Raw genomic sequence first — 18,786 nt, forward strand, 5'->3', positions numbered from 1 at the left:
GACTGCTCTCCGGAAGTCGCACAGCAGGTGTGCCCAACTCACCGGTATGGGTGACGGCTGTATTCACAGCCCCCGATTTGTCCACAGTTTCCGACCAAGATCCACTCGATTTTCCGGAGCGCTGCATCGTGATTCCGACGCGGCCGTCCCGGGCGAGTTCACGGCCGGATGTGTATGTCGAGCCGCGTTTGGCCGGTTTCCGTCGGATCTCCGTATGAGAGGGCGCTTTCCGGCACTTCACACACTGGGACTTCGCGCAGCCGGAAGCGCCGCGCGATCCGTCGAGCAAGGGGGAAGACCATGGCTGGAACCGTCGCACACGACCCGCCGCCGCCCGAGGCCGGAGGAGACCGGCAGGGCAGCCCGCTGATCGTCACCGAGGACGCCGGCCTCCTGGACGACCTGCTGCGCCTGTGCGCGGCTGCCGGCGCCACACCGGAGGTCCACCACGGCCTGCCGGCACGCAGGGGGAGCTGGGAAGCGGCTCCGCTGGTCATCGTCGGGGACGACGCCGCCCGACGGGTGCGCGGTGCCGCACGACGCCGCGGGGTGGTGCTGGTCGGCCGCGACCAGGATGACTCCGGCGTCTGGCGACGCGCCGTCGAGATCGGCGCCGACCACGTCCTGATGCTTCCCGACGGGGAGCAGTGGCTGGTCGACCGCATCGCCGACGTCGCCGAGGGCGTCGGCCGGCCCGCACTCACCGTGGGCGTCATCGGCGGCCGGGGCGGGGCCGGGGCGTCCACCCTCGCGTGCGCCCTCGCCGTCACGTCCGCACGGGAAGGGCTGCGCACCCTGCTCGTGGACGCGGATCCGCTGGGCGGCGGGCTCGACGTCGTCCTGGGCGGCGAGTCGGCCGCGGGGCTGCGCTGGCCCGCGTTCGCCGCCTCACGCGGGCGGGTCGGTGGCGGCGCCCTGGAGGAGTCGCTGCCGGAGATGCACTCCCTGCGGGTGCTCAGCTGGGACCGCGGCGACTGCGTGGCCGTACCGCCGCAGGCCGTCCGCGCGGTGCTCGCCGCCGCCCGCCGCGGCGGGGGCACGGTGGTCGTCGACCTGCCGCGCCGTGTCGACGACGGCGTCGCCGAGGCCCTCGCCCAGATCGATCTCGGGCTTCTCGTCGTCCCCGGCGAGCTGCGCGCCGTCGCCGCGGCCGGACGGGTCGCCTCCGCCGTGGGCATGGTGGTGCGCGACCTGCGCGTGGCGGTGCGGGGGCCGTACGCGCCCGGCCTCGACGACCGCGAAGTGGCCCGGCTGCTCGGGCTGCCCCTCGCGGGTGACGTGCCCGTCGACCCCGACCTGCGGCGTGGTCTCGACGTGGGCCGGCCGCCCGGGGCGTCGCCCCGAGGCCCGCTGGCCCGCTTCTGCAAGGAGTTCTGGGAGCGCGTGCTGGTGGAGGCGAGGGCGGCATGAGGGCGGGGGATCAGGGGGTGCCCGGGGCCGGGGACAGCGGGATGGGGCGGCCGGACGCCTGCGCGGGCGGCCGCCGGAAGGTGGGTGAGCGGGGAGCGCGTGCCCAGGGTGGGGTTGCGAGCGGGCCGCCGTCCGTGTCGAGCCGGGAACGGCCGGCGGGTGTGGTGGTGGGGCGTGGCGCTCGGGTGCTGGTGCGGGCGGGGGCGCGGCCGGGGGCCGGGGCGGCATCGGTGGGGAGGCCGGCCGGCGGGGTGCGGAACGTCGAGGAGGAGGGCGCCGGAGGAGGGAGCGCTGTGGTGGGGGCCGGTCCGGTCGGCGGGGCGCGGAACGACGACGTGAGGGGCGTGGGGGCGAGGCACGCCGGAACAAGGGGCGTCGTGGCGGGGGCCGGTCCGGTCGGCGGGGCCAGGGAGGACGGCGAACTCGGCGTCGAGACGCGGGGAGAGGCGCCCGCAGTGCTCTGGTCCGCATGGTCCGCGTGGTCCGGGTCTGGGCGGCCACCGCAGCCCCGGGCACCATCCCCGTCCCCATCCCCGTCCCCGTCCCCGTCCTCGTCCCCGTCCTCGTCCCCGCGTCCGCGTCCGCCGGTGTCCGGGCCTCTGCCGCTGTCCAAGGCGCCGTTCTCGGTGGCGCCGTCGCTGCCTTCCGGGCCGTCCGATGGCGGGCAGAGGCCGGGACGCGGGGCGGGCGAGGGGCAGGGCGGTGACACCGTGGTGGCTCCCGGGCTGCTCGACGGGGTCCGGCGGCGGCTGGCCGAGAGCGGTGCCGAACCGACCCCCGCGCGGGTCGCACAGGCACTGAGGGACCAGGGGCGGGTGCTGGGGGATGCCGAAGTGCTCTGGGCCGCACAGCAGTTGCGGTCCGAGCTGATCGGAAGCGGCCCGCTGGAGCCGCTGCTCGCCGATCCGTCCGTGACCGACGTGCTGGTGTCGGCACCGGACCGGGTCTGGGTGGACCGCGGCGCGGGACTGGAGCTCACGGGCGTCCGCTTCCCCGACGCGTCGGCCGTACGGCGTCTGGCGCAACGGCTCGCCGCCGTGGCCGGCCGCCGCCTGGACGACGCCCGCCCCTGGACTGACGCCCGGCTGCCCGACGGCACGCGGCTGCACGCCGTTCTTCCGCCGGTCGCGGTCGGCTGTGCCTGCCTGTCCCTGCGGGTGGTGCGGCCCCGTGCGTTCACGCTCGACGAGCTGGTGGCGGCCGGGACGGTCCCTCCCGGCGGTGACCGGATCCTGCGGGCGCTGCTGGAGGCGCGGTTGTCGTTCCTGGTCAGCGGCGGCACGGGGTCGGGAAAGACGACGCTGCTCAGCGCCCTGCTCGGGTTGGCCGGGCCGGACGAACGGCTCGTCCTGGCCGAGGACTCGGCCGAACTGCGGCCCGACCATCCGCACGTCGTCCGTCTGGAGACCCGGCCCGCCAACCAGGAGGGGGCGGGCCTCGTCACTCTGGAGGACCTGGTGCGGCAGGCGCTGCGGATGCGGCCGGACCGGCTGGTCGTGGGCGAGGTCCGCGGCTCGGAAGTGGTCCATCTGCTGGCCGCCCTGAACACCGGTCACGACGGCTCGGGCACCGTGCACGCCAACGCGGCGGCAGACGTGCCCGCCCGGCTGGAAGCCCTCGGCACGGCGGCGGGGCTCGACCGGCTCGCACTGCACAGTCAGGTCGCCGCCGCGCTGTCCGTGGTGCTCCACCTGGCGCGTGACCGCTCCGGACGGCGGCGGATCGCGGAGGTGCACGTGCTGGAGCGGGACCCGTCGGGGCTCGTCCGGACCGTGCCGGCGCTGCGGTGGGGACCGGAGGCGTTCATCCCGGAACGGGGATGGGAGCGGCTGCGGGCGCTGCTCCGGAACCCGTACGCCGACGTCGGTCTGTGAGGCCGGTGCGGCGGCGGACGCCCGCCCCTGCGAACCGTTCGGGGGCACCGGGCGGGTCGCGCCCCGAGGGAGCGGAAGCCGCGGAGTGGTGAGTCCACGAGGGCGAAGGCCACGAAGACCGCGAAGGCCACGCAACCCATGAAGTCCACGTAGTGCACGAGAACCCCTGTGCGCAGCACGGGCGGGTGAGAGGAGGATCTGGAATGTACGGCACGACCGGAGTGGCGGCGGGAGCGGTCACGGCCTGCCTGGGTGCCGCGGTGTGGCTGCTGGGCCGGGGCCGGGGCCGGGCCGGGCGGGCGCGGTTGCTGCCCGCCGGAGCGGTACCGGTGGACAGCGGCCCGGAGGGCTGGCCCCGCGCCGTCCGCGAGTGGCGGCGGATCCGCGGGCGACTGCGGCCGGAGTGGTGGGCGCTGGCCGCCGGGGCGGTGGTGGCCGTGCTGGGTGCGTCGGTGCTCCCGGTGGCTGCGGGGGCGGTCGGGGTGCCACTGCTGCGCCGGGCGCGGCTGGCCGCGGCCGAGCGCCGGGAGTGCGAACGGCGGGGGGACGCGGTGATCGCGCTGTGCGGGGCGCTCGCCGGGGAGGTGCGCGCCGGGCGACAACCGGGTGAGGCCCTGCTGTGGGCGGCGCGGGACTCGGGCGGGCTCGGTGAGGCGCACGCGGCGGTACTGGCGGCTGCCCGCTTCGGCGGTGACGTGCCGGCCGCACTCGCCGTGGCCGCCGGCCGTCCCGGTGCCGAGGGGCTGGGCGGGCTGGCCGCGTGCTGGCGGGTGGCCGTCGACCAGGGAGCAGGGCTCGCGGCCGGCCTCGACCGGCTGGAGGCGGCCTTGCGCACCGAGCGGGACCAGCGTGCCGACCTGCGGGCGCAGCTGGCAGGCGCCCGCGCCACGGCCGTGATGCTGGCCGGGCTTCCGGTGCTCGGCCTGGGCCTGGGAGCCGCGCTCGGAGCCGACCCGCTGCACATCCTGCTGCACACCCCGTCGGGGCTGGGCTGCCTGGCGGCGGGCGCGGTTCTCGAGGGCGCCGGCCTGTGGTGGGTGCTGCGGATCATGCGCGGAGCCGAGGAGGCGGCGGCGTGAGCGGCGACGTCGTCCACAGGCTGGGGATGACGCTGGGGGTGCTGGCGGTCGTCGGCTGCTGGGCGCGGTGGCTGGGGCACGCCCGGAACGAACGCCAAGTGCGCAGGCGCCTCCCCGGGGTTCTGGCCGCGGAACCGGCGCCGAGGCGCGGGCGGCTCACGGTGCCGGAGCCGGCGCCGGACTGGCTGCTCTGCGTGGCTGCCGTGGCCGTCGGCTGGGTGCTGGTGGGCGGTCCCGCCGGTGCGGTCGTCGGGCTGGCGGGTGGCTGCGCCCTCTGGTGGTGGCACCGGCGCCAGGCCGCCGCGCGGGACCCCGTGAAGGAGCGTGAAGCAGCGGGCGCCGCCAGGCAACTCCCCCTTGCCGCCGACCTGCTGGCGGCCTGCATCGAGGCGGGCGCCGGACCGGTGACGGCCGCGCAGGCGGTCGGGGAGACCTTGGGCGGGCCGGTCGGGATCGCTCTGGCACGCGGGGCTGCGGAGCTGCGGCTGGGCGGCGAACCGGGTGCGGCCTGGCACCGGCTGGCCGCACTGCCCGGCGCCGGAGCGCTGGCCCGGCTCCTGGAACGCGCCGACGTCTCGGGACTGCCGATGGCGGCGCCGGTCGCCCGCATCGCCGCCGGGACCCGTGCGGAGTGGGTCCGTGCCGGCACGGCTCGTGCGCGCCGGGCAGCCGTCCTGGTCACGGCACCGGTCGGCCTGTGCTTTCTGCCCGCGTTCGTGGCCGTGGGGGTCCTGCCCGTGGTCATCGGACTCGCGGGCGGAGTGCTGGGAGGAGGTGGCGAGTAGCGGCGCGGCACACCGCATACCGACAGCAGCACGACATCCGAACAGCACGACATCAGCAGAGCACGACGTCTGCAGAGCACGACATCAGCAGAGCAAGACATCCGCAGAGCAAGACATCAGCAGAGCAAGGCATCCGAAAAGCGAGACACGGCCAAGAGCCGGATTCCTTACGGGGGTTGACATGTATCAGGTGGTGAGGGCGCGGCTGCGCGCCCTGATGAGCAGGATCCGCGCGGCGCGCAAGGACGCCGGAATGGTGACGTCCGAATACGCGATGGGCATCGTGGCGGCGGTGGCGTTCGCCGTGGTGCTCTACAAGGTGGTCACGAGTGGCCCGGTCGCCGCGGCGTTGTCGAAGATCGTGAAGCAGGCCCTCGATGGCCGCATGTGAGCGGGGAAGGGACCGGGGCTTCGTGACCGCCGAGGCGGCCGTGGTGCTGCCGGTGCTGGTGCTGTTCGTGACGGCGCTGGTGTGGGCGCTGCTGGTGGTCGCGGCGCAGATCCAGTGCGTCGACGCGGCCCGGACGGGTGCCCGGGCGGCCGCACGTGAGGATCCGCCCGGGAAGGTCGTCGAGGTGGCCCGCGCGGCGGCACCCTCCGGCGCGAAGGTCGCGGTCAGCCGGGGGACGGGCCAGGTCCGGGTGGTCGTGGTGGCCAGGCCGCCGCTGCTCCACGGGCTGCCCTTCGACATCAGGGAGGAGGCCGTGGCGGCCGTGGAGGAAACGGTGGGGAGGAGCCGTGCGGGAACGCCTGCGGGGTGAGCCCCGGCGGCTCGGCCGGCGGGACGAGCCCGGCGGATCGTGGGCGCGGGACGAAGGGCGGCCGTCGGAGCGTGGGGGAGGGAGCGGAAGGGCAGCCGCGCGGGACGGGCGCCGGTGGTCGGACCGGGGCTCCGCGACCGTGTGGAGCATGGGAGGGATCGCCGTGCTGTGCGTGGTGGCCGGTGTCGTCCTCGGCCTCGGGCAGGCCGTCACGGTGCGGCACCGTGCGGCAGCCGGGGCCGACCTCGCTGCCCTCGCCGCCGCCGACCACTGGACGGACGGCCGTGCCCGGGCCTGCGCCCGCGCGGACCACGTGGCGCGCGCCCAGGGCACCCGGCTGGTGCGCTGCGTCCTCGACGGCGAGATCGCCGACGTCTCGGTGGCTTCGGAGCGCGGTCCCTTCACGGCGGAGGTCAGGGCGCGGGCGGGGCCGCCCCGGGACCCGGCGGCATCTGCCCCTCCGGTACGCCGTGCGCATCGGCCCGCTCCCCCTCCGCTTCCTCCGACGGCCCCCTCCCCGCGGTCTGCGGTGATCCCTGCGGCGCCCTCTCCTCCGTCTGCGGTGCTTCTCCCGCCGTCTGCGGCGCCTCCTCCGCGGTCTGCGGTGATCCCTGCGGCGCCCTCTCCTCCGTCTGCGGCGCCTCCTCCGCCGTCTGCGGTGCTTTCCCCGCCGTCTGCGGCGCCTCCGCCAGGAGGACCGTGAGCAGCCGTACCGCACCGCGCTTGTGCAGGGGGTCGTTGCCGTTGCCGCACTTGGGGGACTGGATGCAGGAGGGGCACCCGGCGTCGCATTCGCAGGACGCGATGGCCTGACGGGTGGCCGTGAGCCAGGAGTGGGCGGTGTGGAAGGCTCGCTCGGCGAAGCCGGCGCCGCCCGGGTGACCGTCGTAGACGAAGACGGTGGGCAGCAGCGTGTCCGGGTGGAGCGGCACCGAGACACCGCCGATGTCCCAGCGGTCGCACGTCGCGAACAGCGGCAGCATGCCGATCGAGGCGTGCTCGGCGGCGTGCAGGGCGCCGCCGAGGATCTCCGGATTGATCCGGGCCCGGTCCAGCTGGTCCTCGGTGACCGTCCACCACACGGCGCGGGTGCGCAGCGTGCGGGGAGGAAGGTCCAGCTTCGTCTCGCCCAGCACCTCCCCGGTCATGACACGCCGACGCAGGAAGGAGACCACTTGGTTGGTGACCTCGACCGAGCCGAAGCAGAGGCGGCCGTCGCCCCACGGGATCTCGGTGTCGGTCTCCAGGACGGAGATGGACGTCGTGTCCCGCGCGACCGTCGTGTACGGCGGGCTCGCCTGCTCCACCAGGGCGACGGAGTCCTCCAGGTCCAGGGAACGCACCAGATACGTCCGGCCCTGGTGCAGGTGGACCGCGCCCTCGTGCACGGTGGTGTGTGCGGCGCCCGCGTCGACCGTGCCGAGCAGGCGGCCCGTGCCCGCCTCGACGACCTGGACCGGCCGGCCGCCCGCTCCCCGGATGTCGGTCAGGTCGGCTGCCCGCTCCCGTCGGGTCCAGTGCCAGGCCCGGGTCCGGCGGCGGAGCAGTTTCGCGGCCTCCAGCTGCGGCAGTAGTTCCGCCGTGGCCGGACCGAACAGCTCGACGTCCTCATCGGTCAGGGGCAGTTCCTCGGCCGCCGCGCACAGGTGCGGGGCGAGCACGTAGGGGTTGTCCGGGTCGAGGACGGTGGACTCCACCGGCTGGTCGAACAGGGCCTCCGGATGGTGCACGAGGAAGGTGTCCAGGGGGTCGTCGCGGGCGACCAGGACGGCGAGCGCCCCCTGTCCGGACCGTCCCGCGCGTCCCGCCTGCTGCCACAGGGACGCCCGGGTGCCGGGATAGCCGGCGATCACCACGGCGTCCAGGCCGGAGATGTCGACGCCGAGTTCCAGGGCGTTGGTCGCGGCGAGACCGAGCAGCTCGCCCGAGTGCAGGGCGCGCTCCAGGGCGCGGCGTTCCTCCGGGAGGTAGCCGCCCCGGTAGGCGGCCACCCGCCGGGTCAGGGAGCGGTCGACCTCGGCGAGGCGCTCCTGGGCGATCACGGAGATCAGCTCGGCGCCCCGGCGGGAGCGCACGAAGGTGACCGAGCGGATGCCCTGTACCGTGAGGTCGGTCAGCAGGTCGGCGGCCTCGGCGGTGGCCGTACGGCGGACGGGGGCGCCCTTCTCGCCGTGCAGCTCGGTCAGCGGGGGTTCCCAGAGCGCGAACACCAGTTCACCGCGCGGTGAAGCGTCGTCGGCGACCTCGACCACCGGCAGGCCGGTGAGGCGGCCTGCCGCGACCGCGGGCTCGGCGGCGGTCGCCGAGGCGAGCAGGAACACCGGTGCGGCGCCGTAGCGCGCGCACAGGCGGCGCAGCCGGCGCAGTACCTGGGCCACGTGTGATCCGAAGACGCCCCGGTAGGTGTGGCACTCGTCGATGACGACGTACTTCAGCGCCTTCAGGAAGGAGGCCCAGCGGGCGTGGGACGGCAGGATGCTGCGATGCAGCATGTCCGGGTTGGTCAGGACGTAGTTCGCGTACTGGCGGATCCACTCGCGTTCCTCGAACGGCGTGTCGCCGTCGTGGACCGCGGCACGCACCGAATGGCCCAGAGGATGTGAAAGTTCCTTCACGGCCCGGCACTGGTCGGCGGCGAGGGCCTTCGTGGGCGCCAGGTAGAGGGCGGTCGCGCCGCGCCCGTTCGGGGCCTCCGAGCCGCCCAGCAGGGTCGACAGGACGGGCGTGAGGTAGGCCAGCGACTTGCCGGAGGCCGTGCCGGTGGCGACGACGACCGACTCGCCGTCCAGGGCGTGCTCGGCGGCCCGTGCCTGGTGGGACCAGGGATGCTCGATGCCCGCCGCCTGCACGGCGGCGACGACCTCCGCGCGGATCCGGTCCGGCCAGACGGCATGGCGACCCTCACGCGGGGGCAAGTGCTCCGTATGAGTAATGCGCGAAGCCCGGCTCGGACCGGACGCGAGCCGGTCCAGGACCGCGTCCGGCGCGGGCCGGGAGGCGGTGTCCGCAAGGGGTCGATCGGATCGGTGATTCTTGGCCATCGGCACCGAGTGTGTCACTGGCGTGACGGACAATGGGGCCAAGGCGTCGTGCACGCCTGCCGGTAAGTGATTGAATGCCATCGCGGCTGGCGAACCGTCCCGGGGGCTGAGCCGAGATGCCCCAAGGGCGACCGCTCGATAGCTAGGTGCTGGAGGATCCGTGGACCTGTCCCTGTCGACCGAGACCATGGGCGATCGCACGATCGTCAGGGTCGGTGGCGAAATCGACGTATATACCGCGCCAAAGCTGCGCGAGCAGCTGGTCGAGCTGGTGAACGACGGCAGTTTCCACCTTGTCGTCGACATGGAAGGTGTGGACTTCCTCGACTCCACCGGACTCGGCGTGCTGGTCGGCGGCCTGAAGCGTGTGCGTGCCCATGAGGGCTCGCTGCGCCTGGTCTGCAACCAGGAGCGCATTCTCAAGATCTTCCGCATTACCGGCCTCACCAAGGTGTTCCCCATCCACACCTCGGTCGAGGAAGCGGTGGCGGCGACCGACTGACCGTCGTCCCGGGTTCCGTGCCCGGGCGGCAGGAGAGAAGTTCGAGGAGGACCGGGCTCTTCGGCGGCCCGGCCTCTCCACCGCACGCCCAGTTGCGAGGGGGATGCATGGCCACCGTTGAGCTCCGCTTCAGCGCGCTGCCCGAGCACGTCAGGACCGCCCGGCTCGTGGCGGCGGCGGTGGCGCGCAGGGCCGGAGTGGACGAGGCGGTCCTCGACGAGGTGCGTCTCGCCGTCGGTGAGGCGTGCTCACGGGCTGTCGGACTGCACCAGAGCGGGGGCGTCACCGCCCCCGTGAAGGTGCTGCTGATCGAGGAGGAGAAGCAGTTCTCCATCGAGGTCGGCGACGAGATCCCCCATGCCGCTCCGGGTGAGCGGGCGTCCGGCGCCGGAGACGGCGATACGGGCGTGGACGCCGAGGAGGACCAGATGGGCCTCGCGGTCATCAGCGGCCTCGTCGACGACGTCGAGGTCAGCGCCGGGGAGCACGGAGGGTCGATCCGCATGAGGTGGCCCACCACGCCGCCGACCGCCTACCTCGGCTGACCCCCGTCACCCGTACGGGCGACTGTTTTCCTGAAGGGCCCCCTCGTGGGGCCCTTCGGCGTGTGCGGGTGCGGGCAGCCGCGCCTACAGTGGTCCCTGTGCTGTTGATCGCGTGAATAATTTCACGACCGGCGGCTGATCAGGGTAAATGCAAAAGCGATCTAGAGAATGCCCCGAAGGCATTACCGATTTCGGGTCCCTGGCCGCCCGGCGATCATTTGGTGAAGAGTGCGCACAGGCCATTTACATTTAACGCGCTCTGTTTTGATCAGGTTCCGGTACCTAGAATCCCGTCCACATCTTGAGCTCAGCCCAAGCGTCAAGGAGGACGAATGGCGGGGCTTTCCATCTCACATCAGTCGGGCCAACCCACTTCCCTCGCGGCCGCCGTACTGACCGACGACAACCGCGTGCTCGTGGTCGTCATCGGCCTCGTGGCCCTGGCGGCCCTCGTGGTCGCGGGCGTCCTGGTGCGCCAGGTACTCGCGGCCGGCGAGGGCACCGACAGCATGAAGAAGATCGCGGCAGCGGTCCAGGAGGGCGCCAACGCCTATCTGGGCCGGCAACTGCGCACGCTCGGCGTATTCGCCGTCGTCGTGTTCTTCCTGCTCATGCTGCTGCCCGCGGACGACTGGAATCAGCGTGCCGGACGATCGGTGTTCTTCTTGATCGGAGCGGCGTTCTCGGCGGCCACCGGATACATCGGCATGTGGCTCGCCGTGCGCAGCAATGTGCGGGTCGCCGCGGCGGCCCGCGAGGCGACACCGGCGGAGGGCGAGCCGGAAAAGGATCTCACTGCCGTCTCCCACAAAGCGATGAAGATCGCTTTCCGTACGGGTGGCGTCGTCGGCATGTTCACCGTCGGACTCGGCCTGCTGGGCGCGTCCTGCGTGGTGCTGGTGTACGCGGCCGACGCGCCGAAGGTGCTCGAGGGATTCGGCCTCGGTGCCGCCCTCATCGCCATGTTCATGCGGGTGGGCGGTGGCATCTTCACCAAGGCCGCCGACGTCGGCGCCGACCTGGTCGGCAAGGTCGAACAGGGCATTCCGGAGGACGATCCGCGCAATGCCGCGACCATCGCCGACAACGTGGGCGACAACGTCGGCGACTGCGCGGGCATGGCGGCCGACCTCTTCGAGTCCTACGCCGTCACCCTCGTCGCCGCGCTGATCCTCGGCTCGGCCGCGTTCGGTGACGCCGGGCTCGCCTTCCCCCTCATGGTGCCGGCGATCGGCGTGCTCACCGCGATGATCGGCGTGTTCGCGGTGGCTCCCCGGCGCTCGGACCGCAGCGGCATGAGCGCGATCAACCGCGGGTTCTTCATCTCCGCGGTGATCTCCCTCGTCCTCGTCGCGGTGGCGGTGTTCACCTACCTCCCGTCCTCGTACGCCGACCTCGACGGCGTCACCGACGCCGCGATCCAGGCCAAGGACGGCGATCCGCGGGTGCTCGCCCTGGTCGCGGTGGCGATCGGCATCGTGCTCGCCGCCCTGATCCAGCAGCTCACCGGGTACTTCACCGAGACCACCCGGCGGCCCGTGCGGGACATCGGCAAGACCTCCCTCACCGGTCCGGCCACCGTCGTGCTCGCCGGCATCTCCCTCGGCCTGGAGTCCGCCGTCTACACCGGTCTGCTGATCGGTCTCGGCGTGTACGGGGCGTTCCTGCTGGGCGGCACGTCGATCATGCTGGCGCTGTTCGCGGTGGCACTGGCCGGCACCGGCCTGCTCACCACGGTCGGTGTGATCGTCGCGATGGACACCTTCGGTCCGGTCTCGGACAACGCCCAGGGCATCGCCGAGATGTCCGGTGACGTCCAGGGTGCCGGCGCCCAGGTCCTCACCGACCTGGACGCGGTCGGCAACACCACCAAGGCCATCACCAAGGGCATCGCCATCGCCACGGCCGTGCTCGCGGCGGCGGCGCTGTTCGGCTCGTACCGGGACGCCATCACCACCGGCGCCCGCGACGTGGGCGAGAGACTCAGCGGTGAGGGCGCGCCGATGACGCTGATGATGGACATCTCGCAACCCAACAACCTCGTCGGCCTGATCGTGGGCGCGGCCGTCGTCTTCCTCTTCTCCGGACTGGCGATCAACGCGGTGTCGCGGTCGGCGGGTGCGGTGGTCTTCGAGGTGCGGCGGCAGTTCCGCGAGAAGCCCGGGATCATGGACTACAGCGAGAAACCGGAGTACGGCAAGGTCGTCGACATCTGCACCAAGGACGCCCTGCGGGAACTGGCCACGCCCGGGCTGCTCGCCGTGATGGCACCCATCCTCGTCGGATTCACCCTCGGCGTGGGGGCGCTCGGAGCCTTCCTCGCCGGCGCCATCGGCACGGGCACGCTGATGGCGGTGTTCCTCGCCAACTCCGGTGGCGCGTGGGACAACGCGAAGAAACTCGTCGAGGACGGCCACCACGGCGGCAAGGGCAGCGAGGCGCACGAGGCCACGGTCATCGGCGACACCGTCGGCGACCCCTTCAAGGACACCGCGGGTCCCGCGATCAACCCCCTGCTGAAGGTGATGAACCTCGTCGCGCTGCTCATCGCGCCCGCGGTCATCAAGTTCTCCTACGGCGCCGACCGGAGCGTCGGCGTACGGGTGTTGATCGCGGTCCTGGCGGCGGCCGTGATCGTCGGAGCGGTCTACGTGTCGAAGCGGCGCGGTATCGCCGTGGACGACGGCGACGGCTCCGAACCGGAGCCCAAGTCGGCGGATCCCGCGGTGGTTTCGTAGGGCCCGGGTCGGTCGGTCCTGCCGCGGTCCCGCAGGGGCCTCGGCCGGGTCTCGGCTCAAGGTGCGGGCGGGCGGCGTGCGTTGGCGCGCCGCCCGCCCGTGCCGTGCGCGGCGCGCCCGGTTCGTGAGCCTTCTCTCGCTTGGTGCAAACGGCTTCAAAAGTGTCGTATCGGATGTTCGCCGGGTGGGTGCCGTCCATATGGCGTGTATGTTCCGGGGCCGAGAGCCATGGAAGGGACCAAACCGGTGAACAAGAAGCTCGCGGCCGCACTGTCCGGCGGTGCGGTACTGGTACTGGCGCTGACGGGATGCAGCAGCGACGACGGCAACGAGAAGCTGGACGCCTGGGCGAAGGAGGTCTGCGACGCCGTACAGCCGCAGGCCAAGAAGATCGAGGCCGCCAACGCCGCGATCCAGAAGGAGACCTCGGACAACAGCACGCCGGAAGAGGTCCAGAAGACCGACTCCAAGGCGTTCCAGGACATGTCCGACGCCTACAAGGCCATCGGCGCCGCAGTGAACAAGGCCGGGGCGCCCGACGTCGAGAACGGCGAGAAGAAGCAGCAGGACGCGGTCAAGGAACTCAACGGCATCTCCACGTCCTACAGCGCCCTGAAGAAGCAGGTCGACGGTCTCGACACCGACGACCAGGCGAAGTTCGCCGACGGACTGAAGGACATCGCCACCGAACTGGACAAGCTCAGCAAGAGCGGCAACGACGCCCTGAGGACGCTGGAGGAGGGCGAGGTCGGCGAGGCCATGTCCCGCCAGGCCAGCTGCAAGACGGCCACCGCTCCGGCGAGCGGGAGCTGACCCGCACCGTGCGCCCCGCCGTGGCGCGCTGAGGCAGGGCGGCGGTGACATGACGGGGGCGGCGGCCACAATGGGGGCGTGAGTAACGCCGGCCTGCCGCCCCTGCCCTCGTCCGACCGACCCGACGCCGCCGCGCGGCTGCGGGACGCCCTTCTCGGCGCCTCCTTCACCGCGGACGGCCTGCTCGACCTGCTCGGCGCCCCCGCGTACGCCGCGCTGGCCCGCAGCGAGACCGTGCCCGCGCTGCGGGCGACCCGCGGGGACACGCCGCTGGAGACGCTCGTCCGGCTGTTCCTGCTCCAGCAGACCGTGCCGCACACACGCGCGGCAGCGGTGCTGCCCGTCGACGTGTGCCTGGAGAGCGGCTGGCTACGGCGCACGGACGCCGGTGAGGTCGCCGCCACCGTGGACGTCCGGCCGTACGGCGGACCGGACGGCGAGGACTGGTTCATCGTGTCCGACCTGGGGTGCGCGGTCGGCGGCGCCGGCGGCATCGGCAGCACCGCCGAGGGAGTCGTCCTCGGCGTCGGCGGGGCGTCGACGACGCTGGCCGGCATCACCGTCCGTACGCCCGTCGCCTCCGCGCTGGACATCGGCACCGGGTCGGGCATCCAGGCCCTGCACACGGCCCGGCACGCCACGCGCGTGACGGCCACCGACGTCAATCCGCGCGCGCTGCACATCACCGCTCTCACCCTGGCCCTGTCCGGGGCGCCCGCCGCCGACCTGCGGGAGGGCTCGCTGTTCACACCGGTCCGCGACGACGAGACGTTCGACCTGATCGTCTCCAACCCGCCGTTCGTGATCTCCCCGGGCGCCCGGCTGACCTACCGGGACGGCGGGATGGGCGGGGACGATCTGTGCCGCACGCTCGTTCAACAGTCGGGGGAACGGCTGAACGAGGGCGGGTTCGCGCAGTTCCTCGCCAACTGGCAGCACGTCGAGGGGGAGGACTGGCAGGACCGGCTCAGGTCATGGGTGCCCCGCGGGTGCGACGCCTGGATCGTGCAGCGCGAGGTGCAGGACGTCACCCAGTACGCGGAGCTGTGGCTGCGGGACGCGGGCGACCACCGGGGTGACACGGCGGAGTACCGGGCGCGGTACGACGCGTGGCTGGACGAGTTCGAGGCGCGCAAGGCGAAGGCCGTCGGCTTCGGCTGGATCACCCTGCGCAGGTCGGGTTCCGCGGTGCCCTCGGTCACTGTGGAGGAGTGGCCGCACCCGGTGGAACAACCGCTCGGCGACACGGTCCGGGCCCATTTCGACCGGCTCGGTTACCTGCGCTCGCACGACGACGCGGCGCTGCTCGAGGCCCGCTTCCGGCTGGCCGACGAGGTGGTGCAGGAGCAGGTGGGCCTGCCCGGCGCCGAGGACCCGGAGCATGTCGTGCTGCGCCAGAACCGCGGGATGCGCCGCGCCACCCGGGTGGACACGATCGGCGCGGGCTTCGCCGGCGTCTGCGACGGCAGCATGAGCGCGGGCCGCATCCTGGACGCCATCGCCCAGCTCCTGGGCGAGGACCCGGTCGTCCTGAGGGACCGCACACCGGCCCAGATCCGGCTGCTGGTGGAGCAGGGGTTCCTGGAGCCGGTGGGGTAGGCCCGGGGGCCGGCCCGTCGGACTGGGCCCCGTGGGCTCTGTGCTCCCCGGGGCCGGCGAGGTGCGTGGGGTCGCTGTGGGCGGTGAGGCCCGTGGGATCCCTGTGGATCGCTGTCGGCGGCGAGGCCCGTGGGACCGCTGTGGGGCGCGGCACAGTGGTTGTCCTTTTTCATGGCCGACCGATCGAAATCCGCCCCGGGCCCGTCGGCGTTCCCTCCCCTCGGTCCGTCGTTCACCCCGGGTTCGCCTGCCCGCCGCCCGTGCGTGTCAGCCTCCTCGCGGGGCCGGCATCGGCGGCCGCGGACGAGGGACTCGGGGAATCATGGAGAGCGGACCGGCGATCTTCGCGGGACTGGTGTTCTGCCTGTTCGGAGCCGCGCTGCTGGTGTGGACAGCGACCCGCGCGCGGCAGCACCGGCCGGTGGCCGAGGGGGCGAGTCCGCTCGCGTCGGTGCCCGTCGCCGGTCTGGTCGCGGTGGTCTGCCTGGCCCTCGGCACGTGGTGTCTCACCCGCCTCTGAGAGCCGGAATCAGCCGCCGCCCGGAGTAACCGGTATGTTGCGCTCCGCATATGGCCGGGCGGCCTCTCGACGGTCCGGGCGGCAGGAACGGTGGTAGTCGGGTTACCGTTCGAGTGGCCGTTGCGGGCTTTTCCCGTTTGACACGGGGGCGGGATGTACCGTCACACTCCGCAGCGTCACCATGACCAGAAACCCCGGGAGACCGCCTGGGGAGGCTGAGCGTCGACCGGAGAGAAGAGCGAAGTTGTCCCCGACCAGCGAGACCGCGAACGGCGGCCGCCGACTCGTCATCGTCGAGTCGCCTGCCAAGGCGAAGACGATCAAGAGCTATCTCGGCCCTGGCTACACCGTCGAGGCGAGCGTCGGGCACATCCGCGACCTTCCCAACGGCGCTGCCGAGGTGCCCGAGAAGTACACCGGTGAGGTGCGCCGCCTCGGTGTGGACGTCGAACACGACTTCCAGCCGATCTATGTGGTCAACGCGGACAAGCGTGCGCAGGTCAAGAAGCTGAAGGACCTGCTGAAGGAGTCCGACGAGCTCTTCCTCGCCACCGATGAGGACCGCGAGGGCGAGGCCATCGCCTGGCATCTGCAGGAAGTGCTCAAGCCGAAGATCCCGGTCAAGCGCATGGTGTTCCACGAGATCACCAAGGACGCGATCCGGGCCGCCGTGGCCAACCCGCGCCAGCTGAACCAGCGCCTGGTCGACGCGCAGGAGACCCGCCGCATCCTCGACCGCCTGTACGGCTACGAGGTCTCGCCGGTCCTGTGGAAGAAGGTCATGCCCCGGCTGTCCGCCGGCCGTGTGCAGTCCGTCGCCACCCGGCTCGTGGTGGAGCGGGAACGCGAGCGCATCGCGTTCCGTTCCGCCGAGTACTGGGACCTGACGGGCACCTTCTCGACGGGCCGCGCGGGAGACGCCTCCGACCCGTCCTCCCTGGTCGCGCGGCTGCAGAGCGTCGACGGCAGGCGCGTCGCGCAGGGCCGCGACTTCGACTCGCTGGGACAGCTCAAGAGCGGCAACACCCTCCACCTCGACGAGGCGGACGCCCGCGCGCTGGCCGCCGCCCTGGAGAACACGCGGTTCGCCGTGCGCTCCGTCGAGTCCAAGCCGTACCGCCGCTCGCCGTACGCCCCGTTCCGTACGACGACGCTGCAGCAGGAGGCGAGCCGCAAGCTGGGCTTCGGCGCGAAGGCCACCATGCAGATCGCGCAGAAGCTGTACGAGAACGGCTACATCACCTACATGCGTACGGACTCGACGACGCTGAGCGAGACGGCGGTCGCCGCCGCCCGCGCCCAGGTCACGCAGCTGTACGGTGCCGACTACCTGCCGCCGCAGCCGCGTACCTACGCGGGCAAGGTCAAGAACGCGCAGGAGGCGCACGAGGCGATCCGCCCATCGGGCGACCGTTTCCGTACGCCCGCCGAGACCGGCCTGACCGGCGACCAGTTCCGGCTCTACGAGCTGATCTGGAAGCGGACCGTCGCCTCGCAGATGAAGGACGCGACGGGCAACTCCGTCACCGTGAAGATCGGCGGCACGGCGGCCGACGGCCGGGACGCCGAGTTCAGCGCCTCCGGCAAGACGATCACGTTCCACGGCTTCCTCAAGGCGTACGTCGAGGGCGCGGACGACCCGAACGCCGAGCTGGACGACCGCGAGCGTCGTCTGCCCCAGGTGGGTGAGGGCGACGCCCTCACCGCCGAGGAGATCACGGTCGACGGCCACGCCACCAAGCCCCCGGCCCGCTACACCGAGGCGTCGCTGGTCAAGGAGCTGGAGGAGCGGGAGATCGGCCGCCCGTCGACGTACGCGTCGATCATCGGCACGATCCTCGACCGCGGCTACGTGTTCAAGAAGGGCACGGCGCTCGTGCCGTCCTTCCTGTCCTTCGCGGTGGTCAACCTGCTGGAGAAGCACTTCGGCCGGCTCGTCGACTACGACTTCACCGCTCGCATGGAGGACGACCTCGACCGCATCGCCCGCGGTGAGGCGCAGGCCGTGCCGTGGCTGAAGCGGTTCTACTTCGGTGAGGGCAGCGGCGAGGGCGGTGCCGCCGACGCCGGCAACGGTGACGGCGACCACCTCGGCGGCCTCAAGGAACTGGTGACGGACCTGGGCGCGATCGACGCCCGCGAGGTGTCGTCGTTCCCGGTGGGCAACGGCATCGTGCTCCGGGTCGGACGCTACGGCCCGTACATCGAGCGCGGGGAGAAGGACAGCGAGCAGCACCAGCGTGCCGACATCCCGGCCGACCTGGCGCCCGACGAGCTGACCGTCGAGTTCGCCGAGGAACTGCTCGCCAAGCCGAGCGGCGACTTCGAGCTGGGCACCGACCCGGCGACCGGTCACACGATCGTCGCCAAGGACGGCCGCTACGGCCCGTACGTCACGGAGGTCCTCCCCGAGGGCACCCCGAAGACGGGCAAGAACGCCGTCAAGCCGCGTACGGCGTCGCTCTTCAAGTCGATGTCGCTGGACACGGTGACCCTCGACGACGCCCTGAAGCTGATGTCGCTGCCGCGCGTGGTCGGCACGGACCCCGAGGGCCAGGAGATCACGGCCCAGAACGGCCGCTACGGGCCCTACCTGAAGAAGGGCACGGACTCCCGGTCGCTCCAGTCCGAGGAGCAGCTGTTCACGATCACGCTGGAGGAGGCGCTGGCGATCTACGCCCAGCCCAAGCAGCGTGGCCGGGCGGCCGCCAAGCCGCCGCTGAAGGAACTGGGCACCGACCCCGTCAGCGAGAAGCCGGTCGTGGTCAAGGACGGCCGGTTCGGTCCGTACGTCACCGACGGGGAGACCAACGCGACCCTCCGTTCCGGCGACAGCGTCGAGGACATCACCCCCGAGCGCGGGTACGAACTGCTCGCCGAGAAGCGGGCCAAGGGCCCCGCCAAGAAGGCGGCGAAGAAGACCACGAAGAAGACGGCGGCCAAGAAGGCGCCGGCGAAGAAGGCGACGGCCGCCAAGAAGACCGCGGCGAAGAAGACCACCGCCGCCGCCAAGAAGACGACCGCGAAGAAGACGGCCGCCAAGACTGCGGCGGAGAAGACGACGACGGAGGACTGAGCGAGGGACCCGGCCGGGGCGGCCCTCCCACGCGGGAGGATCC

The 18,786-nt window shown here is 72.6% G+C and carries 14 protein-coding genes and 1 pseudogene; 14 read left to right on the forward strand and 1 reads right to left on the reverse strand.

Annotated features, from left to right (window positions below; translation table 11 throughout):
• Nucleotides 1–300: 300 nt before the first annotated feature.
• The 7 genes and pseudogenes from ssd to ACIRPP_RS22495 all read left to right on the forward strand — a co-directional run.
• The gene (gene ssd / locus ACIRPP_RS22465; RefSeq protein WP_403645639.1) at nucleotides 301–1,410 is read left to right on the forward strand and encodes a septum site-determining protein Ssd; all 1,110 of its coding nucleotides are present in this window, start codon (nucleotides 301–303) and stop codon (nucleotides 1,408–1,410) included.
• A gap of 710 nt (nucleotides 1,411–2,120) precedes the next feature.
• Nucleotides 2,121–3,284, forward strand: coding sequence for a TadA family conjugal transfer-associated ATPase (locus tag ACIRPP_RS22470; RefSeq protein ID WP_403645642.1), 1,164 nt, complete (start codon nucleotides 2,121–2,123; stop codon nucleotides 3,282–3,284).
• Nucleotides 3,285–3,487: 203 nt separating this feature from the next.
• Entirely contained in the window at nucleotides 3,488–4,363 is an 876-nt protein-coding gene (locus tag ACIRPP_RS22475) for a type II secretion system F family protein (RefSeq protein ID WP_403645645.1), read from the forward strand.
• The gene (locus ACIRPP_RS22480; protein WP_403645648.1) at nucleotides 4,360–5,148 is read left to right on the forward strand and encodes a type II secretion system F family protein; all 789 of its coding nucleotides are present in this window, start codon (nucleotides 4,360–4,362) and stop codon (nucleotides 5,146–5,148) included. The genes ACIRPP_RS22475 and ACIRPP_RS22480 overlap by 4 nt, the downstream gene beginning before the upstream one ends.
• A gap of 181 nt (nucleotides 5,149–5,329) precedes the next feature.
• On the forward strand, nucleotides 5,330–5,539 hold the full coding sequence (locus ACIRPP_RS22485) for a DUF4244 domain-containing protein (RefSeq protein ID WP_403645651.1): 210 nt from the start codon (nucleotides 5,330–5,332) through the stop codon (nucleotides 5,537–5,539).
• On the forward strand, nucleotides 5,526–5,909 hold the full coding sequence (locus ACIRPP_RS22490) for a TadE family type IV pilus minor pilin (protein WP_403645654.1): 384 nt from the start codon (nucleotides 5,526–5,528) through the stop codon (nucleotides 5,907–5,909). The genes ACIRPP_RS22485 and ACIRPP_RS22490 overlap by 14 nt, the downstream gene beginning before the upstream one ends.
• Nucleotides 5,910–6,057: 148 nt before the next feature.
• A pseudogene (locus ACIRPP_RS22495) lies at nucleotides 6,058–6,282 on the forward strand (Rv3654c family TadE-like protein); the annotation flags it as partial.
• Nucleotides 6,283–6,322: 40 nt separating this feature from the next.
• Here the strand turns inward: ACIRPP_RS22495 and ACIRPP_RS22500 are convergent.
• The gene (locus tag ACIRPP_RS22500) at nucleotides 6,323–9,031 is read right to left on the reverse strand and encodes a DEAD/DEAH box helicase (protein ID WP_403645657.1); all 2,709 of its coding nucleotides are present in this window, start codon (nucleotides 9,029–9,031) and stop codon (nucleotides 6,323–6,325) included.
• A 79-nt stretch (nucleotides 9,032–9,110) separates the two neighbouring features.
• On the opposite strand from ACIRPP_RS22500, the gene bldG reads away from it, so the two are divergent.
• The 7 genes from bldG (at nucleotide 9,111) to topA (ending at nucleotide 18,743) form a co-directional block, all read left to right on the forward strand.
• A complete protein-coding gene (gene bldG, locus ACIRPP_RS22505) occupies nucleotides 9,111–9,452 on the forward strand; it encodes an anti-sigma factor antagonist BldG (protein WP_003991900.1) in 342 nt (113 codons plus the stop codon).
• A 107-nt stretch (nucleotides 9,453–9,559) separates the two neighbouring features.
• Entirely contained in the window at nucleotides 9,560–9,997 is a 438-nt protein-coding gene (locus ACIRPP_RS22510; protein ID WP_403645660.1) for an ATP-binding protein, read from the forward strand.
• Between the two features lie 332 nt (nucleotides 9,998–10,329).
• A complete protein-coding gene (locus ACIRPP_RS22515; RefSeq protein WP_403645663.1) occupies nucleotides 10,330–12,735 on the forward strand; it encodes a sodium-translocating pyrophosphatase in 2,406 nt (801 codons plus the stop codon).
• A 228-nt stretch (nucleotides 12,736–12,963) separates the two neighbouring features.
• Nucleotides 12,964–13,548 (forward strand): small secreted protein, encoded by a 585-nt coding sequence (locus ACIRPP_RS22520; RefSeq protein ID WP_403645666.1) that lies wholly within the window; start codon nucleotides 12,964–12,966, stop codon nucleotides 13,546–13,548.
• A 78-nt stretch (nucleotides 13,549–13,626) separates the two neighbouring features.
• Nucleotides 13,627–15,147: a methyltransferase gene (locus tag ACIRPP_RS22525; protein ID WP_403645669.1), complete on the forward strand. Its 1,521-nt coding sequence runs from the start codon at nucleotides 13,627–13,629 to the stop codon at nucleotides 15,145–15,147.
• Nucleotides 15,148–15,469: 322 nt separating this feature from the next.
• A complete protein-coding gene (locus ACIRPP_RS22530; protein ID WP_164333969.1) occupies nucleotides 15,470–15,667 on the forward strand; it encodes a hypothetical protein in 198 nt (65 codons plus the stop codon).
• 244 nt (nucleotides 15,668–15,911) lie between these two features.
• Entirely contained in the window at nucleotides 15,912–18,743 is a 2,832-nt protein-coding gene (gene topA / locus ACIRPP_RS22535) for a type I DNA topoisomerase (protein WP_403645672.1), read from the forward strand.
• The last annotated feature ends 43 nt before the right edge of the window (nucleotides 18,744–18,786 follow it).

Origin of the sequence: Streptomyces sp. NPDC101219, from assembly GCF_044767675.1 — a bacterium.
Taxonomy (GTDB): Bacteria; Actinomycetota; Actinomycetes; order Streptomycetales; family Streptomycetaceae; genus Streptomyces.

Coding starts and splice junctions, on each gene's coding strand:
- ACIRPP_RS22475 (WP_403645645.1), top strand. CDS start 3,488: ATGTACGGCACGACCGGAGTGGCGGCGGGAGCGGTCACGGCCTGCCTG.
- ACIRPP_RS22490 (WP_403645654.1), top strand. CDS start 5,526: ATGGCCGCATGTGAGCGGGGAAGGGACCGGGGCTTCGTGACCGCCGAG.
- ACIRPP_RS22520 (WP_403645666.1), top strand. CDS start 12,964: ATGGAAGGGACCAAACCGGTGAACAAGAAGCTCGCGGCCGCACTGTCC.
- ACIRPP_RS22500 (WP_403645657.1), bottom strand. CDS start 9,031: ATGGCATTCAATCACTTACCGGCAGGCGTGCACGACGCCTTGGCCCCA.
- ssd (WP_403645639.1), top strand. CDS start 301: ATGGCTGGAACCGTCGCACACGACCCGCCGCCGCCCGAGGCCGGAGGA.
- ACIRPP_RS22530 (WP_164333969.1), top strand. CDS start 15,470: ATGGAGAGCGGACCGGCGATCTTCGCGGGACTGGTGTTCTGCCTGTTC.
- ACIRPP_RS22510 (WP_403645660.1), top strand. CDS start 9,560: ATGGCCACCGTTGAGCTCCGCTTCAGCGCGCTGCCCGAGCACGTCAGG.
- ACIRPP_RS22485 (WP_403645651.1), top strand. CDS start 5,330: ATGTATCAGGTGGTGAGGGCGCGGCTGCGCGCCCTGATGAGCAGGATC.
- ACIRPP_RS22515 (WP_403645663.1), top strand. CDS start 10,330: ATGGCGGGGCTTTCCATCTCACATCAGTCGGGCCAACCCACTTCCCTC.